The sequence below is a fragment of the Haloarcula nitratireducens genome, assembly GCF_019599505.1.
Window position 1 is genome coordinate 93053 of the sequence record NZ_RKLT01000008.1, and the last position, 24050, is coordinate 117102.

Genomic DNA, 24050 nt, shown 5'->3' on the forward strand with positions numbered 1-24050 from the left:
AGTACACACGGTATCCCGCCACAATACGCGAACCATGAATCCGTTCACCTTCCCCTTAGATCTGCAACGACGTACCATCAAACACACCGCTGAGTCCGTCAAGAAAGCCACAGTCGCACCCCAACGCGCCAAACGAATGGCTGAGGTCGAAGTCGGGCAAACCCCGAGTGAGGTCGTGTACACCACCCCTCAGTTCGAGCTGCTACACTACGAGCCGCTCACGGACGAGCAACACAACGTGCCGATACTGGTCGTCTACGCGCTGATCAATCGGTCCTACATCCTCGACTTACAGCCGGACAAGAGCGTCGTCCGACGATTGCTCGAAAACGGGTTCGACGTCTATCTGATCGACTGGAACGAACCTTCGAGACTGGATGCGAGTCTCTCGCTCGGCGACTACGTCAACCGATACATCGACACCTGCGTGGATGCCATTCGCGAGCGTGATGGACTCGATGACGTCAACATCCTCGGCTACTGCATGGGTGGAACAATGAGCACTATGTACGCTGCACTCCACCCGGAGAAAGTCCGCAATCTCGGACTGATGGCTACAGGGCTTTGCTTCGATGACACGGGAGGAATCCTCGAACAGTGGGGCAGCAGCGAACAGTATGACCCGGCGACGGTGACGGAGACGTTCGGAAACGTCCCCGCCGAATTCCTCGCAGTCGGCTTCGCGCAGATGGATCCCGTCGACAACTACGTCACGAAGTACGTCCGACTCTACGACAACCTAGAGGACGAAGCCCAAGTCGAGTTTTTCGCCCGAATGGAGCGGTGGGTCCGCGATGGGGTAGACGTCGCCGGGGAAGCGTACCGCCAGTTCATCGAAGACATCTATCAGAAGAACAAACTCTATCGGAATGACCTCTACCTCGATGGGCATCACGTCGACATCGAGAACCTCACGATGCCGGTGTTACAGATCGTCGGCTCGTTCGATCACCTCATCCCGCCCGAAGCGAGCAAACCGTTTAGTGACGTGATTCCGAGCGAGGAGACCGATATATTCGAGTTCCCGGCCGGACACGTCGGGATGGCCGTCTCGGGGAAAGCACACGCCGACCTGTGGCCGCGAGTGGCGACCTGGTTCGCGGAGCGATCACGATCACAGCAGACAGAGAAACAGCGAACTCGGACAGAACCCGGTACGGATGGAGGGCTCTCTAAGCGAGTGGATGCGGTACAAGACCTCAACGGGATCGGACCGGCGTATGCAGACCGATTGCGTGAGGCTGGAATAGAGACGGTAGAGCAGCTGATAGCCGCAAACCCATCGAAGCTCGCGGCACAGCTCGACATCCCGGAACAACGGCTTACTTCGTGGGTCGAGCAGGCGAAGTGACACCGTGACGAGCAGTGACCTCAGAGGGTGGTTTCGATCCTCGGTCGAGGTGGATTAGAATTCGATTGCTCCGATCATTGGTTCACCAACACATTTTGGACAGGTGTCAGTTTCGTATTCATCCATGCAATGTTGATGGCAACGAATGCCACAGCTCGTGCATACGAAGCTGTCGTCATCTTTCGCACATGGTGTCTCGCAGATGTAGCACTGGAGCATTACCTATGACTGAGGGAATCAACTGGCATAAGCTCTAGTGTCAATCCGAACTCGCAACGGCTCTCTGGTTATTCAGAACTCGAACTTGTCTTTTACGAAGGACAGGTGAAATACCCACGGCTTCACAGGCGTGGGAGAATATCAATTGATTGCCAGTACGAGGACGACGCCGGCCGCGAGCGACAGCAGCGGGTCCCCGGTCTTGCGGGCGACGACGGTGGCGGCCGCCGCAACCCACTCGGGAACAGCCTGTCGACGAGCGTAAGGGCGGCGATCTCGACGACGACCGTCTTAAGAAGAGCGACGAGATCCGCCTCGAAGAGTTCGATCCGGCCGGCCAACCGGAGGCTACTGGCCTTGGTGGCGTACATCATGACCACTATCCGAGGACGAGTGCGACAACCACTCAGATCGCCGCGTCGATGGTTTCTCGTAGCTCTGCCCAGACTTCCTCGGGTGTTCCGTCACCGTCGATTTCTTCGAGCACGCCCGCCTCGCGGTAGTATTCGACCATCGGCTCGGTGCTCTCGTGATAGACCCGAATCCGCTCTTTGACTGTATCCTCGGTGTCGTCCTTGCGCTGGATTAACTCGCCGCCACACTCGTCGCAGACTCCTTCTTCCTTGGGAGGATTGAACTCGACGTGATAGTTCGCGCCACACTCTTTACAGACTCGCCGCCCGGTTAGGCGCTTGATGATTTCCGATTCGCTCACCGCAAGCAGACAGACCACGTCGAGGGCGGTGATGTCCGCGAGATACTCGGCCTGTTCGGTGTTGCGTGGATACCCATCGAGCACGTAGCCCTCACCGCCCGAGAGCGCCTCGGCAACGATTTCGTTCACCACGGGGTCGGGGACGAGTTCGCCCGCCTCCATGAACTCACGGGGCGTGCCGTACTCGGTCTCCATGTCCTTGTTCGCCCGGAGCGCGTCGCCCGTCGTGATGTGTGGCACGTCGTATTCTTCGGCGACGTTCACGCTTTGGGTTCCCTTGCCCGCACCCGGTGGCCCGAGCAACAACACGTTCGGTTGGCTCTCGCTCATATCGGTTCATCGAAGCGTGGCCTCAAAGAGCTTGCAGGTATCGCCGTTGTTTGTCTGTTGACATCCTCCCCACCCTGCTCGCGCCAAAGGCGCTCGTTGAGGGAGGGTTTTGCACCTGTTTTTCGGATAATGGACGGCCTCATCGCCAGTACGCTCGCCACTTGATTTTCCAGAAATCAGAAAATCAATTCAGTCAGACGTACTTCACCTGTGCAGTAGCGCGGAGACCCTCTTCTCAACCGCGAGCGAGCAATGTGAGCGAGCGGTAGGGGAAGACGAGATTGTCAATACCCCGACAACAGTTCCTCACTATCTACTGTCAGTCGCAAATCGACCGCGTGGACGCCATCCGGCGACACGACGAGCGGATTGACGTCGAGTTCGGTGATTGCCGGGTAGTCGGTGACCAGTTGAGACACACGCTGGATAGTTTCCACGACGGCATCGAGATCCGCAGGCGTCCGTCCGCGAGCGCCCCGAAGCATGGGGGCTGCTTGGATTTCCGCAGTCATGTCGCGGGCTTCGCGATCACTCACCGGCGCAACACGGAACGACGTGTCCTCGAAGATCTGGACGAAGATCCCGCCCAACCCGAACATCACGAGATGACCGAACTGCGCGTCGCGCTTCGCACCCACGATCGTCTCCGTGCTCTCGTCCGGGTCGACGAGTTCTTCGACTCGTACGCCGATGACGGTCGCGTCGGGTTCGTGATCGGTCGCCCGTTCGTGGATCGACTGGTAGGTATCCTGAACCTCCTCGATTGGCACACCCACCTCAACGCCACCCATATCCGATTTGTGGATGATGTCGGGACTGACGATCTTCATGACGACCGGGCCATCGATCTCCGCTGCAATCGCCTCGGCATCCGCGGCACTCTCGGCGAGACCGCCTGCTGGAGTCGGAATACCGTACGCATCGAGTAGATCCATCGCTTCGACCCCGAGGTACTCGACGTCGCGGTCGACTGCTTCCGCCAGTATCCGGCTAGCCCGCTCGTGATCGACATCGAACTCCGCCGGGGATTCGTACGCTCGTTCCGTCACGTCCCGATACTCGGCGAGTGCCGCGAGGCCCGGCACCGCTCGGGCGGGATCGAAATAGTTGGGGATGCCGTATGTCTCCAGTATGTCGGCTGCATGGTTCGCTTCTTCTCCGCCCATCAAACAGGCCACGACCGGTTTCTCGTGCCGTTTCTGGAGATCACCGAGAGCGTCGGCCAGTTCCTCGAAGTCAAAGAGGGCCGTCGGGACGGAGAGGACGACCGCACCACCCACAGTATCGGCACCGAGGACGATATCGAGCGTCTGTCGAAAGCGGGCCAAATCTGCGTCGCCGATGATGTCCAGCGGGTTCGTCACGTCGGCCTCCTCGGGAAGCAGTTCCGCGAGGTCGGCGCTCACCTCGTCTCCGAAGTCGGCAATCGTCAGTCGCGACTCACCGATAGCGTCGGCAGTCAGCACGCCCGGCCCCCCACCGTTCGTGATGATCGCCACCTCGTCGTGGTCCAGGAGGGGTTGTCCGGCGAGTACCTGCCCGAAATCGAACACCTCTTGGATGTTCATCGCACGGAGAGTCCCTGCCTGATGGAGTCCAGCGGTGTAGGCTTCGTCACTTCCGGCGATCGATCCGGTGTGCGAAGCCGCGGCCTCGGCGCCCGCCTCTGTCCGGCCAGATTTGATGACCACAATCGGTGTGTGTTTTGTCACCTCGCGGGCCGTTTCGATGAATCGCTGGCCATCGTCGACGTCCTCGAGATACGCCAGAATGACGTCGGTGTCCGGATCGTCGCCCCACTCGGCGATGAAGTCGACCTCGTCGAGGACGGCCTCGTTGCCGAGCGAGACGACGTGCCTGAATCCGACACCATGCTGGGCCGCCCAGCCTAGCACCGCCGCGATGAACGCGCCCGACTGGCTCATCAGCGAGATGTTCCCCGCTGGGGGACGCCCCTGGGCGAACGTCACGTTCAATCCGCTGACTGTGCAGATGAGACCGACACAGTTGGGGCCGACCAGATTGAGATCGTACTCCTCAGCGACCTCGATCAGTTCCTGTTCTCGCTGTCGGCCTCGGTCTCCGGATTCGCTGAATCCTGCCGTGATGACGACGACGTTCTTGAGATCGGCGTCCGCAATCTGACGGACGACGTCGACCACCCCTGAAGCCGGCACCGCGACGACGGCCAAATCACTCGAGGATGTATCTGGAACTGCATCGATCCCCGGGTAGCACTGCTCGCCCAGTACCGTCTCGCGGTTGGGGTTGACGGGGAGTATCTCTCCTTCGAACGTCGACAGATTCTCCAGCAGCGCTCGGCCGACCGATCCTTCTCGGTCAGTCGCACCGATGACTACGACGCGTTCTGGGGCGAAGAGTCCTGATAGATCGGTCATCGTCATCATACCCCCACCGGACGGAACGTGATGAGTGCCAGGCCGTCATTGAGTGTCTCCGTGCCGAGGGCGACCTCGTCACCGATGGCGATATCGTCGGCCGTCGCGTCCCGGAGCTGTCCGGTAAGGGTGACCTCGTCGTCCAGTTCAGCGAGGACGACAGTGTACGGGGCCTCCCCGTGGAACTTTGGAATCGTGACCGAGATCTCGGTGAACGACACGATCTCGCCACGGTTAGAGAGCGGTTCTCGGGTTAACTCGGTGGAGCCACAACTGGGACAGAGCTGACGGGGTGGGAGCGTCGCATCTCCGCACGCTTCACATGAGAGATACCGTTGTTCGCCCGACGCAATCGTCTCCGTGAAGGTATCAAACCACGCGGGCATGCTCACGCACCCCCGAGAATCGTCACCGTCGTGCTCGCACCGCTGCCACCGACGTTGTGCGCGAGCGCGACCTCGGCGTCGGCGACCTGGTTCGGATGCCGTCCCTCAAGCTGTTTCGTCAGTTCGACTATCTGGCCGACGCCGGTCACCCCGACTGGATGGCCCTTTCCGAGAAGGCCACCCGACGTGTTGACCGGGAGAGAGCCGTCCAGTGCGGTTTCGCCCTTGACCGCCCCGCGTACTCCCTCGCCTGGCTCGTAGAAGCCGAGCGCCTCGAGTGCCAAGATCTCCGCGATGGTGAAGCAGTCGTGGACTTCAGCTACGTCGATATCGTCGGGCGTAATACCTGCGTCTTCGTACGCCGCCTCGGCGGCACGCTCGGCCGCTGGCGTCTGGGTGATTGCCGAGCGGTCCTGCAGTGCGACGGCGTCGCTCGACTGGCCAGTCCCAAGAACGGTGACTGACGTGTCGAGGCTCTGCTTCGCTGCAAACTCGTCGCTAACCACGATGGCAACACTGGCCCCATCAGAGACCGGACACGCGTCGTAGAGGGTGAGTGGCGTCGCAATTGGTTTCGACTCCACTACCTCTTCGACGGAGAGTTTCTTCTGAAACTGTGCGAGAGGGTTATCGACCGCGTTGGCGTGGTTCTTGACCGAGACGGCGGCCATCTCCTCGCGTGTCGCGTCGAATTCGTGCATGTAGCGCCGGGCCATGAGCGCGTAGATACCAGGGAACGTTAGCCCCTGTTCGTTCTCGTAGATATCGTCGGCCGCGTTGGCGAGAGCGTCGGTCACGTGCTCGATGTCTGCGACGGACATGAGTTCGACCCCACCCGCGAGCACCGCGTCGGCCGCCCCCGACTCGATAGCTAGTATTGCCTGACGGATGGTCGCTCCGCCGGAAGCACAGGCGCTCTCGATACGAACCGACGCCGCCTCGCGAGCCCCGATGTGGTCCGCCAGAAGTGCTCCCATGTGTCCCTGGTCTTCGATGAGATCGCCCATGAAATTCCCTACGTAGACCGCATCGAGGTCATTGGGCCCGATACTAGTATCGTTGAATGCCTTGAGGGCTGCTTCACCGAACAGTTCGCGCGACGAGGACTCCGAGTGCGTCCCGTATTTCGTACTCGCTGCGCTCGCAATTGTCACGGCCATGATCGTGCTATACTACTACGACAGGGTGATTAATGATACCGCCGACGTTCCGGAAGATGGATTCAAGGAGTACTCGATTGCTGACCGGAAACGGTCCAGTTCGAAGAGGCCCGCTTCTTCGAGAGCAGTAAGGTCCGCTATTCGGTAGGCGTGCCCGTTGAACGTGAACTCACGTTCGCGTCGAAAGGATCGGCCTTGACCATACTATGAGGTTAGCTGATCCAGTTCTTGAATCATTGCACTCGAGCAATCGCAAGAACTGGGCAACGCACGCACTCGACGTAGTCAATCACGGGATATTTTTCGGTCACAGAATCCGATCGAGTGCCTCCGAGATCGAGCGTTCCCTGACGATCCGGAGTCCCTGAACAGCCACTTCCGTCGGTTCGCCCGCCGGAATGATCAGTGCTTGTGCATCGACAGCTCGTGCTGCACGGGCTTTCGTCTCGATCTCCCCAACGGGAAGCAACGCTCCCTCGTCGTCGACGATTCCCGTGATGAGCGTCTCCGGGGTGAGCGACTGCCGACGGAGGCTGGCGACGAGGGCAACCGTGAGTCCAGCTTCCCAACTCTTCCCGCGAAGTGCGAGCACGCCGGACGTGGGCGGATCGAACGTGACGTGCGTCGCCGTGTTGCCGAGTGAACTGTCGGTAAGACGTGTGGCTGTCGTGATCGCTTCACGAAGTGCGAGCTGGAGATCATGACGGACTTCAATCTCATTCAAATTCACAAACAACTCGCCCTCCCCCTCGGCGAACTCGAATGTCACCGGGATCACGAGGCCGCTATCGGAACCGTCGACTGCTGGGAGATAGTACCGTGTTGGTGCGGGAAGCGTGGCCCCACCCGCAAGCGTTGCCAGCGACTGAAACCCTTCTCCCGCTCGCGTGAGACCGAGAACCACCCCAGCGCCGACGACGCCCCCCAAGCCGAGCCCTGCGAGGAACCCTCGCCGTGACAGAATCGTCTCTTCCACCCGTCCTACAACGTCTCTTTCCGTATCGGACGGGCGAGAGACGGACGCGGAGTCATCGGTGGGCATAGCAGTATGGTGCGTGGCTACGCTGGGTATCCGTGGTACTCTGTAACAGGGGTGCAGTAATAAAGGCTCTTCGTGTACGCGTTTCGAACAGGGTACGCCTATTTCGGTGCGCGCTGATGTATAGACACAGTCTCGTCACCACTCATGACACTCCGGTATCGGTCACTGGTCGGGCTCGTGGGCGTGAGCAGCGTCGTGACCGGGGTCGGCGTGTGGATCGCCTACCAGTTCGAACTTCTCTTGCTCGGAGCGACGACCGTCGCGACCTGGACACTTCTGGTCGGACTCGTCGAGGAGGCATTCGTCCGGTTCGTCCCATTGATACTCGTCTTCTACGGCTGGAGTTACTGGCGAGGCCAGCTCCTCTCGAAAACAGAGGGGTTGCTCGCGACCGTGGCCTCCGGGCTGACCGTTGCGCTCCTCGAATTCGTGCTCAAACTCGAGTACCTGTCGCGGCTGGAGGCGACAGTCCGGTTCGACTCGCTCGTGCTCCCGCTGGTGTTCGTTCACCTGCCGTTCGCGTTACTCGCCGGGCGATTCGCGTACGCGCTCGGTGAGCGGATTCACGGCTCCGACGATATAGGGCTTCCATCGCTTTCGCGACGAACCCTAGCGGCGCTCGTGCTCGGATATCTCGCACTTTCGCTCGCCCACATCGGGTACAACGTACTCATTTGAGAGCCGCTCGAACAGAGGGAAATACTGCAAGACCGACGATCACCACACCCTGAACGAGGTGGGGATACTGCAACCGTTTCCCGAATCCGATGACGACTCCTTCGACGAGGACCCAGACGACGAGCGCGACGCCGACGGCGATGGCCGCCGGCCACGCCCATCGTTTTCGACGGAAGAGACCGTACACGACGACCAGCGGGAACACACCGAGGAGACTGAAGAGGACGAGACCGGGAACCAGATAGCTCTCGAACGGGGAGCCAGCCAGAAGCGTCGGCGAGATACCGATAAGACGCCCTGAGGGAGCGAGGATGAACTGGCCTCCGCCAGCGAGTCCCGACACGCCGAGCACACCAATCGTCGCGATGAGTGCCCAGAGCGCGAGTGGTCGATCTTGTTGCTGTGTTGAAATACCCATCCGTCGACGCTCCTCGGTCCTGATGAGAAGTGCTTGCTACGGTGGGAAAGCTATGTGGGTCTACTGGCTGTCCTCTTCGTGGTCGTCGCCGAGCGCCGTCCGGATCATCCCGTTCAGCTCGTCGAGCTTCTCACGGACGCGCTCGGGCTTGTCGGCCGGCGGCTCTTCGAGGGCGACCTGCTCGTGGGGGTCGGGCTCGCCGACGATGACGCTGCCGATCATTCCGAGCGTCTCGTGGGGCGTGCAGTAGTAGTGGTAGACGCCCTCGGTCTCGAAGGTGTGCTCGAACGTCGCACCCTGCTCGGAGACGATGCCGCTGTCCCACGCGGCCGCGCCGTCGGGCGAGAGCTGGGGCTGATCGTTGTCGGGGTGGTAGGCGGTCGTCGAGTGACTACCGCTTTCGTTGTGCCAGGTGACGGTTCCCCCGACGTTCACCCGCACGACGTGTGGCTCGAAGTGGTAGCCGCCGTCCTCGGTGATCATCCGCACCTCGGCCGTATCGGACGGTGCCCCGACTGCTTCGTCGTGGCCATCCTCGTCGTCGCTGTGACCGGACTCCGTACCGCTATCGTCGTGGCCAGTCTCAGTCGGCGTGCCGTTTGCCGCTCCGCCATCGTTGTTCTGCGTTCCAGTGCACCCGGCAAGCCCAACGACTGCCGCACCGCCAGTCAGCTGGAGCATCCGTCGACGTGAGAGTGAGTCGGTCATGGCATCGGTCACCTTACAGGTGAACCTACACACTCGGGGGACATAGTCCGGAAAGCAGATTTGCTGGGTCAGCAAATCGGCGTTTCTTTATATACTCTTTCACAATAACACTGACTGTGAGTGAGGAGCGAGATATCTCGGGGATCCTCGAAATCCTTGACGACGACTATGCACGCGCCATCCTCGAGGCGACTCGCCGAAAACAGATGTCCGCCAAGGAACTCAGCGAAGTGTGCGATATGTCAGTCTCGACTGTGTCCAGACGGGTCAACACGTTACTGGAGTACGATCTGCTTATCGAGCGAACGCACATCGATCCGGATGGGCACCACTACAGCGAATACGAAGCCCAACTCGACCGCGTCGACATCCAGCTCCTCGAGTCGGGATTCGACGTCCGTATCGAACTTCGAGAAGACGCCGCCGACCGCTTTACGCGCATTTGGGATACTATGAGGAACGAATAACCATGCACCCTGGACTCATCGTTGCAAAGCTCGTTACAATGGTTCTGGGATTCCTGATCGCCTATCAGGCGTACCGGGGCTACCGTCGGAACAACAGCCGACCACTGCTCTATGTCGCGATTGGCTTCGTCTTCATCAGTTTCGGGGCCGTCATCGAGGGTCTCTTGTTCGACGTGGTCGGACTCACACTCTCCGACTCGGGCACGGTAGCGACCATCATCGTGGCTGTCGGTATGCTCTGTGTCCTGTACGCGCTATACGGACGCGACACCAAAGAAATGGAGGAGTAATCGGGTGGTCGCGACAACGACGGCGGTTCTGATCGGCGTCCGCTTGCTCGTACTCGCACTCGGTATCCTGATCACGTACTACAGTTTCAAGGCGTATCGACGAACGGGTGCGTACTATATGCGAAATGCTGCAATTGGCTTTGGAATCATCACTCTTGGTGTGTTCATTGAAGGAGTATTGTTCGAGTTCGGGGGGCTTGATCTCGCTCTTGTCCACATCATCGAATCGGTCGCCATCGGGCTCGGATTCGTGGTCCTCCTCATCTCGCTTCGCCGGTAGCTCAAGCCGCGTCTACACTCCTCGAATAGTCAACACTGGCTCATCCGAGTTCCGGAGAACCCGCTCGGTCACACTCCCGATGAGCCGTCGTGAAAGACCGGACCGTCCGTGTGTTCCCATCACGACGAGGTCGATTCCGTGTTCATCGCAGTATGCCCCTATTACCTGATGAGGAACGCCGTGGGTGATCTCAGCAACGACTGAAACACCGTCGGCAGCTGCCCGGGACTGGACGTCTTCGACGATAGTCTCCCCGTTTTGCTCCAGTACTCGCCGCAGTTCGTCCCACGTCCATCCCGGACGAGACGCGTAGGCACCTCTATCCACAACGTAGAGGGCATGAAGTGTCGCATCGTACGTCCGAGCCAAATCAAGAGCGTGAGTGACTGCCTCTCGTGCGGGCTTACTCCCGTCAGTCGGGACGAGGATATTCTCAAAGCCTCCCTGGGTCTCGGATTCTGATAGCGCCTCCATCGGCTTTGGCTTGACGCTGAGAACGGGAATATCGACAGTGCGAACGATTCGGGTCGTTACACTGCCGAGCAGGACTCGGTCGAGACCAGTGTGTCCTCGGGTTCCCATACAGACGAGGTCGATCCCGGTATCGGTGATGTAGGAATGAATTTCACGCGCTGGAATGCCACGGCGAACCTCAGTTACCGCGTCGAGACCATGTTCTGCGGCTCGAGTTGCGATCTCCTGGGTGGCGGCATCACCGGCGTCGTACCACGTGTCTGGGAGTGTCTCCAGGTCGGTTTCCAGCGCGGTCAGTTCCAGCTTTCGTTCTATCGGCGAACTGTCGACGACGTGGAGGGCGTGGACGGTTGCGTCGTATCGGCGAGCGAGCTCAAGTCCACACTGGATTGCAGGCTCGACGTTATCGCTTCCATCGGTCGGGATGAGGATATCGGTGTACATGGTTGGATGTGTGCGTTGATGTTGCTACGAGCTCTCGTCCCTCGGTTTTGGCGGCTCATGTGCTGTCGACTCGATGCGTTCCTTGAAGAAGACGAGCTCCTTGTTGGTGTGGTCGTAGAGTTTGGCCTTCCCGTCGAGAACGGTGGTGAAGAGCCGTTTTAGCAGCCGACCCCGACGGTTGTTCGGGAAGTCCATCCAGACGGCGTGTGACATCCGGGTTCCATCCTCGGTTTCTTCGAGCCGAATCGTACCACCTTCGGGGATTCGAACAGTGAAAAGTCCACGAAGAACCGGATAGTACGCTGTCCCAGTCCAGACCGCCACGTGTGGATGATCGATGTACTGAAATCGACCGTGCAGGTCGGCGTACATCCCAGCGACTTCTTCCGCTTGGTGAAATGTCGCACCCTCCTGTGGGCGATTATTGGGTGTGTCGTACTCGAGTCCGTAGTGTTCCTCGGGGTTCGATGCCGTCCAGTGGACGGGGTCAGTTACGTAGTCCCAGATCTCCTCGGGCGATGCGTCGATGACGATTTCGGCGTTGTCGGTGACGTACATGGTGGTCTCTCACGCTCTCATTCTTTCTTCGCTCACCGTGCGAGCGCGTTGTACAACCACGCGAAGGCGTACACGAGAACGAAGCTAATGACAGCTGCCTCGACCATACCCGCCACCGTCCCGACGACGGTCGGCTCGAAGAACAGGTGCCACTGTTCCATCATCGCTACCGCGCCCTCGTACACTCCGACAGCACCGAAGACACCGAGCAGTAGCATCACGGCTGCTGCGACAATCGCTCCGGATGCCCCGAGCGCAATCGCGTTCAGTTCTCGGACTGCATCCTCAGCCCGGTCAGTACGGTTTGCGGTGTTGCTGGTAGTCGTGCTCATATCTAATGATACGTCGGCATCATTCAATGCGATTGTCGTTACGATTCGAAAGCAATCCCCACGGTAGGGGATTCACCGACGTTTCGTCGACATACGAAAACGGGACAGGAGGACGTTTTCGAGGCTTCCTTTCGAATCACCCGAGCAGATACCGGAGCCACGGATTGGACTGCACGATCTCGAGGTCTTCGAGATAGGCATCCAGCCCGAGAATCCGCCCAGCACCGAACGCGCCCAGCCCGAACAGTAGGACGGCGTACACGATGTGGTCGTCGACGACCCACCCGTGGGCGACTGGAAGCCCTGCCAGAAGCCCGCCGGTCAGCGACGCGAGCCAGTAGAACAGCATCATCACCGCACCCCAGAAGGCGCTCCAGCGGACGAGCGCACCCAAAATAAGTGCGAGTCCGGTCAACGTGAGCCCCCACATATTCAGCTGGTCGATGAGGGGGTTACCGGCCATACTCCCCCAGAACCCCATCAGCGGATTGCCTTCCGGGACGGCGTTCATCAGGAAGCCAGCGGCAGTCCAGTTGTTCTCCGGGTTGGCGTCCAGATACGTGACGAGCTTCGTGACGCCGCCCTGGAAGAGCGTCCACCCCATCACGATCCGAAGGAGGAACAGTGAGTATCCGACCCAGTGCTCGGAGTAGTCGAACGTGACGGGACGACCCCAGATTTCCGTTTCGAGGGTTTCTGTCGTTGCCATAGTGTAGCTAGAATCATTCATAATTTATTACAATTGACTTATTAAGGGGTGGATATCAGGGCGAGAAATCTTCGAATCGAAACCGACCAATGAGTGTGGTCGCTACTCCCGATTTGCTGGTCTGCTCAATCTGATGGATATGTATTCCCGTATGCACGCTCGCTCTCTCTGAGTAACCGGGAGTTCGTGGGCGGCGGTTTCAGACAGCATTTAGACTCAAATAGTGACCGCATACGCTCCCCTCGCAGTCGTTTGGCCCCGTGCGATGCGGCGAACCCAGACGAAGCCAGTTCACGATTTAGATTCTATGAGTAAGTGACGCCCCTGTTTTTGATTTGTAAGAACAATCAACAAAGATGATGCCTGCGATGGTGTACATATGCAGGCCGCGCTCGTCGAGGGGGTTCTCGAATCGCTGCGGATCGGTGTCGGATTTCTCTGGACAGCCGCGTGGGCGATTATCATGGGGCTCGTCATCACGAGCCCCGTGCAGGTCTACGTCTCGAAGGAACGGATGGCCAACGTTCTCGGAGAAGGGAACCTGAGTGGACTCACAAAGGCGACGCTGTTCGGCGCGGCGAGTAGTGGCTATAGCTTCGGTGCCGTCGCCATCGGGAAGGGACTGTTCAAGAAAGGAGCACACACGGTGAACTTCCTCGCGTTCATGTTCGCCTCGACGAACCTCATCGTCGAACTCGGGCTGATGATTCTGATTCTCCTGGGGTGGGAGTTCCTCGTCGCGGAGCTCCTCGGTGGCGTCATCCTCATCGCGGTGATGGCGCTTCTCGTCCATCTGACGCTCCCCGAGAATCTCTTCGACCAGGTTCGCCAGGAACTGAACCAGCGAGACGACGAGGGGAGAATCACCGAGGATCCGACCTGCGGGATGGAAGGGAAAGACGAGTACTCGCTTACGACCGATGGGGGCGAGACGCTGAAGTTCTGCTCGAAGCGATGCAAGCGGTCGTTCGAGAAGCACCCATCCGAATTCGCACAGCAACACCCACAGGCCTCTGGAACGGGGACGTCCCAGAGTTATGAACACCACTGACCGTCATACCTCGATACATCGTTCCGAAACCAAGCAGCCCCGAGACTAGCCTCGGTCAATCACAACTGGTACAGCGAAGTCTCACCAACTCTCGGGCATGAACGAGTATCACGCTAGATCGAGGTGGGAGGGATGAATCGACGGCGAGCCGATACGGTGGTCGGTTTCCTCGTCGCTGCCGTCCTCATCGTCGGCGGTGCGCTCAGCTGGGATGCGTACCAGCAACAGCAAGCATTCAAGGAGATGGAATCGATGATGGGAATGTCGATGGGGGCGGTTCACGGAACGAATCCGCTCTGGTACGTCCTCGGAACCCTCCTCGTCTCGGCTGTCATCGGTGGGGGGTATCTCGTGGTTCGGGACGACCTCACCGGCACAGATGCACCCGACCGCTCACAGGACGAGGAGGAGAACGCAACCGCTCGCGAGAGCGCCGAATCACCAGAGGAGGCAGTGCAGCCGAATGGAGCTATCAATCCGGAGTCCCAGCCACAGGCTCGCGTGTTAGACCTCCTACCGGAAGACGAACGCCGCATCCTCGAGCCGGTGCTCTCCTCACCCGGCATCACGCAGATCGAACTGCGGGACCGCTCGGACTTCTCGAAGAGCAAGGTGAGCCAGACGGTCAGCGCCCTCGAGAAGCGCGGCCTGTTGTACCGCGAGCGCCAAGGGCGGACGTATCGCATCTATCCGAGTGACGACTTGCAGCAGAATCAAGCGCACTAGCAATCGCTACCGCGAACTAGAACCGTTTGGTACCATCGTCATGGGTACTGAACTCGAGACGAGCTACGTCCGTGTGACCCCGTTTTCACCAGCCGTGTCTATATTGCGTGCAAGTACTATTTCGCCAGGGTCGCGGGGTGTCTCTCCCAGCCCGAGGCGTCAAAGCCATCGACGAACTCGTCACCACGATCACCGACCACTGGCACAACAAAGATGCTGACCGACTGAACGAGAGAGACCGAGAGCGTTAGTCGGCTGTGTGAGCGTGCTCACCGTGCTCCTCATCTCCAATCGAGTCCGAACGGTGCAGCCAGTAGAGGAATAAGAAGAACACCGTTGCGAGGACGTTCAAGACCATCTTGTAGTTCATCTCGATCTTCACCTCTGCAATCTTCACACTCGACGGGTCCGGGATGACCCCCGCGCCGAGGAAGAGGAAGTGGATGACAAAGCCCGTGAGCACGGCGGAGACGAAGATCATTCCAGAGAGGATGGCCGCGAATTTCGTGCCGTAGTACTCACGGTACGCGTCCATGATCGGGGGAACGATGAGGTCGGCGTAGATGTATGAGAGCACCGATCCGAACGGCAGGCCGTTGGCGTAGAGAACGGCGCCGAACGGGACGTTTCCGACCGAGCAGACGAATGTCGCGACGCCGATGACCGCACCCAAGACTGCCGTCCAGAAGACGTACACCGGGAGTCCGAACGTCGGCCCGGAGAAGACGGAGGTCCAGACGCTCTCGGGAATGAAGCCAGCGATGAGCCCGGCGAAGATGAAGCCGATGGCGATTTCGTCCCAGAGCATCCCCCATTCCGACCACTGCTTGTCCGCGAGCGCTTTCCAACCCGAGAGGGAGGTCGCCTGCTCGCGAATCGTGGTATTGGCCTCTTCCGGGTCGAAGCTGTCCTTACAAGACTGCGAGCAGAAGTAGTAGGTCTGACCGTCGTGTTCAGTCGAGTAGTCGGCTTCCTCGGGGTTGACCTCCATCCCGCAGACCGGATCTTGGACGGTCGAGTCGCCCTCGTCTTGAATGTTCTCTCGGGCCTGCTCGATGACCTCGTCGGGCGTGAGGTAGACGAAGCCGAAGGCCATCAGGCCGATCAGCATGAAGCCGCCGACGACGTCCGCGACGAGGAACTGCCAGCCCAGCAGGAGGTAGATGACGATACCGATCTCGATGACGAGGTTGGTCGACGCGAACATGAACGCGCCGAGGGTGGCCGCCGCCGAGCCCCCTTTCTTGAAGAGGTTCTTCGCGGTCGCGATGGCGCTGTAGGAACACGACGAGGAGACGAACCCGAACAGCGACCCGTACCCGATCTCCCGGAAGCCGTGGCCCTCTAACAGGTCCGAGACCTTCTCGTCGGACGTCCAGGCTTCGACGCCGCCAGCGATTGCGAAGCCGATCACGAGCGCCCACCACGTGATCCACGCCATCGCAGCGGTCGTCGTCAGGAACTGGCGCGTGCTCTCGACGAAGAACGGCCACAAGGGCTTCGATGTCGTGACGACACCGAGTGCGACCGTCGCGAGCGCGATGACGGCGAGAATTGCGTATTCTTTTTTCTCCATATAGGATACATGGGGTTCGATCTTTTACGGAGCTTCGGCTAACACTCCATGGGTGAGACAGGGCCGTAATTTTCTGTCCGTAACGTGTTGACGACTGAGATACCAGACTCTGAATCAGCTGGTGAGTTGGACACGGACAGCTACTCCCTCAATCCGCGTTTCGCATGACTCGTGAGGGCGAGATCCTCGTTTCATCAGCACCGTCTTCAATAGCAGTAGTCAGAAAACGTCCCAGCCCATCCATGTACCTATGGCTGAGCTAGATTCAACAGATGCAGTTATCTTGGAGCTGTTACTGGATGACGCCCGTCGCTCGTTTCGCGAAATTGCGGAGGAGGTGGACCTCTCTCCACCGACCGTTTCAAATCGTGTCGACCGACTGCGTGACCTCGGCGTCATACGGCGGTTCACGGTTGACGTGGATCGAACGAAGTTCGCCGATGAGGACGAGTGTCTCGTGGAAATCGACACGCGACTCGCCCATGCTGAAGACGTCTTCTCCCAGTTACAAGATGTCGACGGGGTGGAACACGTCTTCTACACAGTCGACTCGACGGTGGTCGTCAAGGCGGTTCTTCCCCCAGCCGAACTCCGCTCGCTGCTCACTGACACGCTGAGCGACGATCAGATCGAGGATTATCACGTGTCGTCAATTCTGGGTTCTTCATGGCAGCCGCAGCTCGGAACAGACGACCTAACGATTGAGTGTACGATTTGTGGAAAAACGATCTCGGGGGATGGTCAAAAAGTAGAGGTAGACTCCGGAGACCTGTATCACGTCTGTTGCTCGTCGTGCGTGGAGAAAATAATCGAGCAGTACGAGTCCCTGAAACAGGCAGCCGACGAGTAGACGCGGCTGTCTGAATCAGGTCCTTGTCCGCGATTACAAACCCCGGATTGATCAGTCTGTTATTTTGGGGTGTGAAACAACTGGAGCGTCGATTCGCCCCAACGTGAAGTCAGACGCTGATTCATCTATGCACCAGATGAGCGATATCTGCCTTTTCGAGCGCTTAAGCGGACAGAGCGGAATCGTTTGCTTCCCCACTTGGATCGGTAGCCACAACTCACGAAAAGGAGCCGGCCGTAGTACTGAACGCGATGGCTCAAATCAACGAGTTGCTCGACGATTCGACCCGCGAGTGTATCGACAACTGTCACGAAGCCGTGAAGGCGTGCGCCCATTGCGCCGACGAGTGCATCGGTAAGGGCGAGGAGATGGAAGAGTGCCTCCGACTCTGTCGCGACGTAGTCACAGTCGCCTCGACGTGCGCTCAGCTCTGTGCATCGGGCTCGCAATTCAACAGCGACATCGCGGAGACGTGCGCCGACGTGTGTGAAGCCTGCGCCGACGAGTGTGAACAGCACGACCACGACCACTGTCAGGCTTGTGTCGAACCGCTCCGCGAGTGCGCGGAGTCCTGCCGTTCGATGGCGTAAGCCACAACCGCACCGATTCTCGGACGCCAACTTTCTTCGTCGCTCTCAGGCAATCACCCGACCAATCGAGGATACGATAGTCTGGTCGTTCGCACGTGATCGAACGACCTAACGTCGGGGTCATCCTCCCTGTGCGTATGACAGACGAGACGGACGACGTTCGTGTGTGGCTCGTTGACCGCGGGTACAACAACCGCGACCTCATCGTCCTCAAGTACGCGACTCCCGATGGCACGCGGTTCTTCCGACGAGAACTCGCCGCACAGGCTATGGATCTGGACTCGGTGACTGCTGCGAAGAACGTCTCGGCGTCTGATCTCGAAAACGTCGATGACTCGGAACTCCGGGAACGATACGAATCGGAAGCCAAGCGGATGAGCGCCCAACACGACCCCGATGATACGATTTGAAGCGAGTGGCTAGCGCTTTCGGAAGGATTCTGTTTGACGATATCGCCATCGAGCGCACTCATTGTGTCATTAACTCCCCGGGAGGGGGTCCTCGTTCTTCTGTCCGTGGGAATTAGCTGGTGAGACATCCGAAGCGCAACCGGCCCCTCGCTTCAATAACGAAGAACAGTCCTAGGGAAATGTGGGAATCGAAAACAGCGGAGACAGCTGAACAGCTTCAGAGTTCCGGGACCGCTGTGAACAACAGGACGAATGCATTCACCGTCAGCAGCGCCAGTACCACCCACTGGAAGATACGCTCGGGGATGTTGTCGAAAATATAGACGCCAACCCAGGCGCCCAGGAACACCATCGGAATGGCGATGGCCGCCTCGATCATCAGCGGCGTCGTTACGGCTCCCGTATACGTAAGACTCCCCAGTCGATACAGCATGAGCGTCCCGAAGAAGGCGGTGAACGTCGCCTTCATTTCTTCGTCGCTCCAGAACCCGCTGGCGGACATGAACGCCCCATAGACAATCATCGGCGGGCCGGGGACTGCGACGGCGCCACCAAAAATCCCTGCGAGGAGACCGGCGGTCGCGCCGACGATGTTTCCCGGCCGGTAGTCCCGTGCTTCGATCCAATCGGTGACGATATCGAGTTGCTGGGTCGCGCCGACGATAATGACAGCTAACACGAGGACGATTCCGATGGCGACGCGCATCTGTGCCTTGTTGAACTGACTGAACACGTAGATGCCGAGCGGCATCCCGAGCACAAGTCCACCGACAGGAACGATCCACTTGCGCCAGTCGAACGCGTCCCGAACGCTCCACCAGACGCGGGCGTTACTCACGACTGCCGTCGCCGTGAAGATGATCGATGCGCTCGAAGGAGACCGGAACAGCGGCATCAGCCCCATCGACACCTGCGCGAAACCGAACCCGGCGATCCCGTGAATAACGGATGCGACCAGAATGACGACCGCAGACAGTCCCGTCGTCACCCAGCTACTCGTCATCGTCACCGCCTCCTCGATTGAGTCAGCGTGCGCATCTTTACGGACGATACTATGGCTTCCTCGCTTAGATTCATTCTCGCTAATACATGAAGGGAAACGCCCCGTCCACATTTCGAAATCACACCTCGACCCCACCACGAGTTTCTGTTTCCAACTCGGGAATACTGCTTCTCGGCTATCGTGTCCACTCTTCTACGACACAGTGGCCGGAGATGGTCTTGTGTAGTGTTTCGATTATTAACCACAACCAATGAATCGTAAGAGGACGTACCTGCAAACGCACCACGATGGACGGGAACGAGACGGACATGGGCGAGTGGAAGTCCCTCGGTGGCGATCCTGCCAGCGACAGCGCAGGCGCCCCCGACGTGGTCTTCGCCCACGTCAGCGACCTCCACGGGCAGCTAACGCCGCGCTACCAGGTCTACTACGATAATCCAACGTCGAAGCCAAACTTCGACTTCGGAGAGGACGACCGCGTCATCAAGCGCGGTGGCGGGATTCCACTGCTCGCGGCCAAACTCGACCAACTCCGCGCGGACTACGAGGTCTGTACGCTGATGAGTGGTGACACCTTCCATGGCTCTGCCGTGACCACCTACACCGACGGGCAAGCAATGCTCAAGCCTATCAACGAGTACGTTGCGCCCGACGTCTACGTCCCCGGAAACTGGGATTACTCGAACGAGGCCGCCGAGGATGGCAACTTTGTGGAGCTAATGGACGCCCTCGACGCCCCGGTGCTCGCGAACAATCTCTACGACTGGGAGACCGGAGATCGACTGTACGATGCGTACAGCGTCATCGAGGTCGGCGGACTCTCTATGGGCGTCGTGGGGATGACGAACGTCTACGTCGACCGGATGGCACCCGCGTTCTCCGAGGGGAAGTACCGCTTCGGTAAGCACCCCGCGCTCCTCGAAGAGTCCGCACAGGCTGCCCGCGAGGACGGCGCGGATGTCGTGGTGGCGGTCACCGAGATTGGCCTGCCGTGGATGGTCCAAGCCGCCAAGGACTGCGCGAGCGTGGACGTGATGTTCAGCGCGCATACCCACGAGTACACGTACGACCCAATCGTCGTCGAGGAGACCGAAACCGTTGTCGTCGAGTCCGGCATGGGCGAAGCGCTCGGCCGTGTCGACCTCCGAATTCGAGACGGGGAGATACAGTTCAGACATCACCTCTACTGCCTCACCGAGGACGGCGAGTACACGCCGGAACCGGACGCTAACGCACAGGAGACTGTTGAGGCTGTTCGCGAGCCGTTCTTCGATGACGACCCCGGGTTCGAGCGCGGAGCGGGTACGCTCGATTGCCCGCTGGATACTGTCGTCGGAGAGACGGAAACACCGCTCTACCGGCAGTCGTTCCTCGAGAGCGCCTGGAACACGCTGTTCAACGACGCACTCCGGAGCCACTTCGACACCGACCTCGCCGTCTCGCACGGCTTCCGGTACGGGACCGCCATCCCTCCCGGAGAGATCACGCTCGGCCAGCTGTACACGTTCTTCCCGATGGCCACGCCCGTCGCTTGCGGCGTCGCCTACGGCCAGCAACTCACGAGTCACATGGAGGAGTTCCTCGAAGACAACTTCACGCCGTATCCCTACGACCAGGAGGACGGACGCGTCCGGAGCTTCTCCTCGAACGTCGAAGTGACCGTCGACCCGACGGCCAAGCGCGGCCGTCGCCTCGTCGAGATGCGGATCGACGACGAAGCGGTCGACCCGGAGGAGACGTACTCGGTGGCGACATTCCGCCGACCCGGGGACCCCGAACGCGACCTCGGCAACTGTAGCTTTCCCTTCCAGGATGTTGAGGTCGACGACGGGACGATTCCAGTCGACGTCATCGTCGAGTACCTCGAAGAACACTCACCAGTCGACTACGAAGTAATGGGGCTGGTTGAGACCGCGGACGATGGCGGTGGTGCCCAGAACACACCCGCCGACGGGCCGTACCCGTTCATCCAACCAGGCGTCGACTATCAGGGCGGAGAGGCGTACTGTGAGACGTCCATGATTCCGCGCGGGAACGCTTTCCCCGAAGAAGGGCGTAATAGAACGCGCTAGGCGGCGAGGGCGCACGCGACCGATCCGGCGAACGGCAAACTCGGTACGACACAGGTGAGATACGATGGTTAAGAACATTACCGCGGAACAACTCGCGGACAAGATCGACGCCGACGAACAGTTCACGCTCATCGACACGCGTCCCGAAGACAGCTTCGAGGCCTGGCACGTACGCAACGCAGAGAACGTTCCGTACGACCCTGACGAGGGGTTGAGCGAGGACCAACTGAACGAGGTGAACGCGATGGTGGACGGCCGGCCCATCGTCGCTATCTGCGGGAAGGGTCTGACGTCGACGCCGTTCGCGTTCGACCTCGACGAGCGCGGACACGATGACGTCGAGGTCGTCACCGGCGGGATGGAAGAGTGGAGTAAAGTCTACGAGGTCGTCCCCATCGAAACGACGAGCGACGACCTCGTCGTTCGGCAGGTCCAGCGCCGGGCGAAGGGCTGTCTCGGCTACGTCGTCGGCTCGAAAGAGGCGGGAGAAGCCGTCGTGGTCGACGCAACCAGACAGACCGACCAGTTCAAAGTCGCCGTCCAGGACGCTGGGCTATCCATAACACGCGTACTCGATACGCACGTCCACGCCGATCACATCTCAGGCAGTCCGGCACTCGCCGACGAGATCGGCGTGCCCTACCACCTCGGCGAAGCAGCCAGCGAGCGCGATGCCGAGTACGAGTACGAACCGCTATCAGATGGAGAAGTCATCGAAGTCGGCGACGTCGAGATCGAGGCGCTCCACACGCCGGGCCACACCTCCGAGATGATGAACTACCTCGTCGACGGGGAACTCCTGTTGACCGGCGATACGCTGTTCGTCGACTCCGTCGGACGGACAGAACTCCAGTTCGGGGAGGACGATGCCTCGCGTGGAGCGGAACTGCTGTACGACTCGCTCCACGAGACGATCCTCGGTCTCCCGGACGAGACGACGATACTGCCGGGCCACCTCACCGTCACGAGCGACGGGCGCTACGAGAACGGCTCGCCCGGCGAACCCCTCAAGACCCAGCTTGGCAATCTACGCGAGGACCTCGACTTCCTCGGGCTCGACCGCGAAGCGTTCATCGAGCAATTAACCGAGGATGCCCCGGAAAAGCCCCCAAACTACGAAACAGTGATCGCCATCAACACCGGCAAAGAGACCGTCGACGACGAGGGCGAGGCGACAGAACTCGAACTGGGGCCGAACAACTGTGCCGCATAGAGAGCAACGGTCGCTCTCCCGTCGCAGGCTCCTCCAACTGACAGGGGCAACCACCCTCGGAGCGTTCGCGGGCTGCGCCGGTCAGCTCCCGGGCACCGACGATGGCGGTGGTCGTGAGGTGACGCCACGCTCGACCGTCACTGACGAGCCAGATACGTCCGTCAGCCTCACCGCGGCGTCCGGAACCATTCGACCGTCCCCCGAGACGTCGACGGCCAACTGGACGTACAACGAGCAATTCCCGGGACCGGAGCTGCGCGTTCAGGAGGGTGACGTGCTCAGTGTCGAACTGACCAACGACCTCCGAGAGGAGACCACGATTCACTGGCACGGTATTCCGGTTCCGAATCCGGTCGATGGCGTGCCGAACGTGACCCAAGACCCGATCGCGTCCGGTGAGACGTTCACCTACACGTTCCGTGCTGAACCCGCCGGGACGTACTTCTATCACAGCCACGTCGGTCTCCAGCTCGACCGTGGGCTGCTCGGTCCACTAATCGTCGAAGAACCCAACCCGCACGTCGAGTACGACCGCGAGTACGTCGTCGTCGTCGACGATTACCTCCCCGGAGAGCCACGCCTCCCGTCGGACGGAGGGATGGGTGGCGGTGGTGGAATGGGTGGGGGAGGCGGGATGATGGGCGACGTTCGGCCGCCATACGAGGGACACCTGATCAACGGTCGACTGCCCGATGACCCTCAGACGTTCGACGTAACTGAGGGCCAGCGGGTTCGCTTCCGGTTCGTGAATGCTTCCAGTGCGACGGTCTTTGGGGTGCGGATCGCCGGCCACGAGATGACGGTGACCCATGCCGATGGCCAACCCGTCGAACCCGTCGACGCAGACTCGTTCGTCTTCGGTGCCGGCGAGCGGTACGACGCCGTCGTCGAAGCGACGAATCCGGGGAAATGGTTCGTTCAGGCGGACGCACTCGACGGGAACGAACCACCAGCTAGAGCCGTCGTCGAGTACGGGTCTGCAGGTGATTCGGGCACCCCACAGCCTCCATCGTCTTCGAGTAACCGATTGCAGTACGGCGACCTACGAGCGGTCTCCGCACTCGACGGTGTGAGCGGGCGTCCCGACCGGACGTTCGATCTGACGCTGTCTCGCGGCAGGGATGAGTACGTGTGGACGATTGACGGACAGGCGTATCCGGACGCCGACCCGCTCCAGATTCGGCCCGGAGAACACGTCCGGATTCGGATGACCAATCAGAGCCCGGTCGTTCACCCGATGCACCTTCACGGCCACTTCTTTCAGGTTGGCAACGCGATCAAAGACACAGTTATCGTCCCCGGACATCGGGGACAGGTAACACTAGATTTCCACGCAGACAATCCCGGCCGGTGGCTGTTCCACTGTCATAATCTGTACCATCTTGATGCGGGCATGGCACGCGTCATTAAATACGTCGAGTGACCGGGTCTCGACGTTCGCTCCCCTTCTCCGCATGGCCGTATAGAGTGAGTTTAGGAGGTGAATAGTATTCCTTTCGACGCGTGTACCACAAACCGTATATGCTATTTCGTAGACTCGGTGCGAAGCTTCCGATAGTTCTCGCGGCGATAGCGGTACTGCTCGTTCTAACGAGTGGT

The 24050-nt window shown here is 59.8% G+C and carries 26 protein-coding genes and 1 pseudogene; 13 read left to right on the forward strand and 14 right to left on the reverse strand.

Annotated elements, in window-relative coordinates:
* Positions 1-34 precede the first annotated feature (34 nt).
* Positions 35-1351, forward strand: coding sequence for a class III poly(R)-hydroxyalkanoic acid synthase subunit PhaC (phaC, locus tag EGH23_RS17120; RefSeq protein WP_220581195.1), 1317 nt, complete (start codon positions 35-37; stop codon positions 1349-1351).
* A gap of 341 nt (positions 1352-1692) precedes the next feature.
* Here phaC and EGH23_RS17125 read toward each other — a convergent pair whose 3' ends face one another.
* The 6 genes from EGH23_RS17125 to EGH23_RS17150 all read right to left on the reverse strand — a co-directional run bounded on the left by EGH23_RS17125 (position 1693) and on the right by EGH23_RS17150 (position 7536).
* Positions 1693-1944 (reverse strand): hypothetical protein, encoded by a 252-nt coding sequence (locus EGH23_RS17125; RefSeq protein WP_236044900.1) that lies wholly within the window; start codon positions 1942-1944, stop codon positions 1693-1695.
* Between the two features lie 32 nt (positions 1945-1976).
* On the reverse strand, positions 1977-2615 hold the full coding sequence (locus EGH23_RS17130; protein ID WP_220581196.1) for an adenylate kinase: 639 nt from the start codon (positions 2613-2615) through the stop codon (positions 1977-1979).
* A gap of 284 nt (positions 2616-2899) precedes the next feature.
* Positions 2900-5014 carry an acetate--CoA ligase family protein gene (locus EGH23_RS17135; RefSeq protein ID WP_220581197.1) on the reverse strand — a complete coding sequence of 705 codons (2115 nt, stop codon included), beginning with the start codon at positions 5012-5014 and terminating at the stop codon, positions 2900-2902.
* A 5-nt stretch (positions 5015-5019) separates the two neighbouring features.
* On the reverse strand, positions 5020-5400 hold the full coding sequence (locus EGH23_RS26440) for a Zn-ribbon domain-containing OB-fold protein (RefSeq protein ID WP_236044901.1): 381 nt from the start codon (positions 5398-5400) through the stop codon (positions 5020-5022).
* Positions 5401-5402: 2 nt separating this feature from the next.
* Positions 5403-6560: a thiolase domain-containing protein gene (locus tag EGH23_RS17145; protein ID WP_220581199.1), complete on the reverse strand. Its 1158-nt coding sequence runs from the start codon at positions 6558-6560 to the stop codon at positions 5403-5405.
* Positions 6561-6867: 307 nt separating this feature from the next.
* Entirely contained in the window at positions 6868-7536 is a 669-nt protein-coding gene (locus tag EGH23_RS17150) for a S16 family serine protease (protein WP_220581200.1), read from the reverse strand.
* Positions 7537-7746: 210 nt separating this feature from the next.
* Here EGH23_RS17150 and EGH23_RS17155 point away from each other — a divergent pair, with 210 nt between their 5' ends.
* On the forward strand, positions 7747-8280 hold the full coding sequence (locus EGH23_RS17155) for a hypothetical protein (protein ID WP_220581201.1): 534 nt from the start codon (positions 7747-7749) through the stop codon (positions 8278-8280).
* Here EGH23_RS17155 and EGH23_RS17160 read toward each other — a convergent pair.
* Both EGH23_RS17160 and EGH23_RS17165 read right to left on the reverse strand, forming a co-directional pair.
* Entirely contained in the window at positions 8273-8698 is a 426-nt protein-coding gene (locus tag EGH23_RS17160) for a hypothetical protein (protein WP_220581202.1), read from the reverse strand. The genes EGH23_RS17155 and EGH23_RS17160 overlap by 8 nt on opposite strands.
* A 60-nt stretch (positions 8699-8758) precedes the next feature.
* A complete protein-coding gene (locus EGH23_RS17165) occupies positions 8759-9406 on the reverse strand; it encodes a plastocyanin/azurin family copper-binding protein (protein ID WP_220581203.1) in 648 nt (215 codons plus the stop codon).
* A gap of 116 nt (positions 9407-9522) precedes the next feature.
* Here EGH23_RS17165 and EGH23_RS17170 point away from each other — a divergent pair, with 116 nt between their 5' ends.
* The 3 genes from EGH23_RS17170 to EGH23_RS17180 are packed head-to-tail and all read left to right on the forward strand — an operon-like array spanning position 9523 to position 10443.
* The gene (locus EGH23_RS17170; RefSeq protein ID WP_220581204.1) at positions 9523-9873 is read left to right on the forward strand and encodes an ArsR/SmtB family transcription factor; all 351 of its coding nucleotides are present in this window, start codon (positions 9523-9525) and stop codon (positions 9871-9873) included.
* 2 nt (positions 9874-9875) lie between these two features.
* The gene (locus EGH23_RS17175; RefSeq protein ID WP_220581205.1) at positions 9876-10163 is read left to right on the forward strand and encodes a DUF7521 family protein; all 288 of its coding nucleotides are present in this window, start codon (positions 9876-9878) and stop codon (positions 10161-10163) included.
* A gap of 4 nt (positions 10164-10167) precedes the next feature.
* Positions 10168-10443: a DUF7521 family protein gene (locus tag EGH23_RS17180; RefSeq protein WP_220581206.1), complete on the forward strand. Its 276-nt coding sequence runs from the start codon at positions 10168-10170 to the stop codon at positions 10441-10443.
* 12 nt (positions 10444-10455) lie between these two features.
* On the opposite strand, the gene EGH23_RS17185 is transcribed toward EGH23_RS17180, so the two are convergent.
* The 4 genes from EGH23_RS17185 to EGH23_RS17200 form a co-directional block, all read right to left on the reverse strand.
* A complete protein-coding gene (locus tag EGH23_RS17185) occupies positions 10456-11361 on the reverse strand; it encodes a universal stress protein (RefSeq protein ID WP_220581207.1) in 906 nt (301 codons plus the stop codon).
* Positions 11362-11385: 24 nt separating this feature from the next.
* The gene (locus EGH23_RS17190) at positions 11386-11919 is read right to left on the reverse strand and encodes an SRPBCC family protein (protein WP_220581208.1); all 534 of its coding nucleotides are present in this window, start codon (positions 11917-11919) and stop codon (positions 11386-11388) included.
* A gap of 32 nt (positions 11920-11951) precedes the next feature.
* Complete coding sequence (locus tag EGH23_RS26445; RefSeq protein ID WP_236044903.1) at positions 11952-12251, reverse strand: hypothetical protein; 300 nt, start codon at positions 12249-12251, stop codon at positions 11952-11954.
* Between the two features lie 136 nt (positions 12252-12387).
* The gene (locus tag EGH23_RS17200; RefSeq protein ID WP_220581209.1) at positions 12388-12960 is read right to left on the reverse strand and encodes a DoxX family protein; all 573 of its coding nucleotides are present in this window, start codon (positions 12958-12960) and stop codon (positions 12388-12390) included.
* A gap of 379 nt (positions 12961-13339) precedes the next feature.
* Between EGH23_RS17200 and EGH23_RS17205 the strand changes: the two are divergent.
* Both EGH23_RS17205 and EGH23_RS17210 read left to right on the forward strand, forming a co-directional pair.
* Positions 13340-13936: pseudogene (locus tag EGH23_RS17205) on the forward strand (permease); the annotation flags it as partial.
* A gap of 207 nt (positions 13937-14143) precedes the next feature.
* Positions 14144-14737 (forward strand): helix-turn-helix transcriptional regulator, encoded by a 594-nt coding sequence (locus EGH23_RS17210; RefSeq protein WP_220581210.1) that lies wholly within the window; start codon positions 14144-14146, stop codon positions 14735-14737.
* A 247-nt stretch (positions 14738-14984) separates the two neighbouring features.
* Here EGH23_RS17210 and EGH23_RS17215 read toward each other — a convergent pair whose 3' ends face one another.
* Positions 14985-16313: a permease gene (locus EGH23_RS17215; protein ID WP_220581211.1), complete on the reverse strand. Its 1329-nt coding sequence runs from the start codon at positions 16311-16313 to the stop codon at positions 14985-14987.
* 250 nt (positions 16314-16563) lie between these two features.
* On the opposite strand from EGH23_RS17215, the gene EGH23_RS17220 reads away from it, so the two are divergent.
* The 3 genes from EGH23_RS17220 to EGH23_RS17230 all read left to right on the forward strand — a co-directional run bounded on the left by EGH23_RS17220 (position 16564) and on the right by EGH23_RS17230 (position 18163).
* The gene (locus tag EGH23_RS17220) at positions 16564-17163 is read left to right on the forward strand and encodes an AsnC family transcriptional regulator (protein ID WP_220581212.1); all 600 of its coding nucleotides are present in this window, start codon (positions 16564-16566) and stop codon (positions 17161-17163) included.
* 251 nt (positions 17164-17414) lie between these two features.
* Positions 17415-17753 carry a four-helix bundle copper-binding protein gene (locus EGH23_RS17225; protein ID WP_167938963.1) on the forward strand — a complete coding sequence of 113 codons (339 nt, stop codon included), beginning with the start codon at positions 17415-17417 and terminating at the stop codon, positions 17751-17753.
* 137 nt (positions 17754-17890) lie between these two features.
* Positions 17891-18163: a DUF7967 family protein gene (locus EGH23_RS17230; RefSeq protein ID WP_220581213.1), complete on the forward strand. Its 273-nt coding sequence runs from the start codon at positions 17891-17893 to the stop codon at positions 18161-18163.
* Positions 18164-18380: 217 nt separating this feature from the next.
* On the opposite strand, the gene EGH23_RS17235 is transcribed toward EGH23_RS17230, so the two are convergent.
* Complete coding sequence (locus EGH23_RS17235; protein ID WP_220581214.1) at positions 18381-19166, reverse strand: sulfite exporter TauE/SafE family protein; 786 nt, start codon at positions 19164-19166, stop codon at positions 18381-18383.
* 287 nt (positions 19167-19453) lie between these two features.
* On the opposite strand from EGH23_RS17235, the gene EGH23_RS17240 reads away from it, so the two are divergent.
* From EGH23_RS17240 to EGH23_RS17250, 3 genes are all read left to right on the forward strand, one after another.
* Positions 19454-21238, forward strand: a complete 1785-nt coding sequence (locus tag EGH23_RS17240; protein WP_220581215.1) for a 5'-nucleotidase C-terminal domain-containing protein — start codon at positions 19454-19456, stop codon at positions 21236-21238.
* Between the two features lie 64 nt (positions 21239-21302).
* Positions 21303-22451, forward strand: coding sequence for an MBL fold metallo-hydrolase (locus tag EGH23_RS17245; protein WP_220581216.1), 1149 nt, complete (start codon positions 21303-21305; stop codon positions 22449-22451).
* 118 nt (positions 22452-22569) lie between these two features.
* Positions 22570-23874 (forward strand): multicopper oxidase family protein, encoded by a 1305-nt coding sequence (locus EGH23_RS17250; RefSeq protein ID WP_328766306.1) that lies wholly within the window; start codon positions 22570-22572, stop codon positions 23872-23874.
* Positions 23875-24050: the final 176 nt, after the last annotated feature.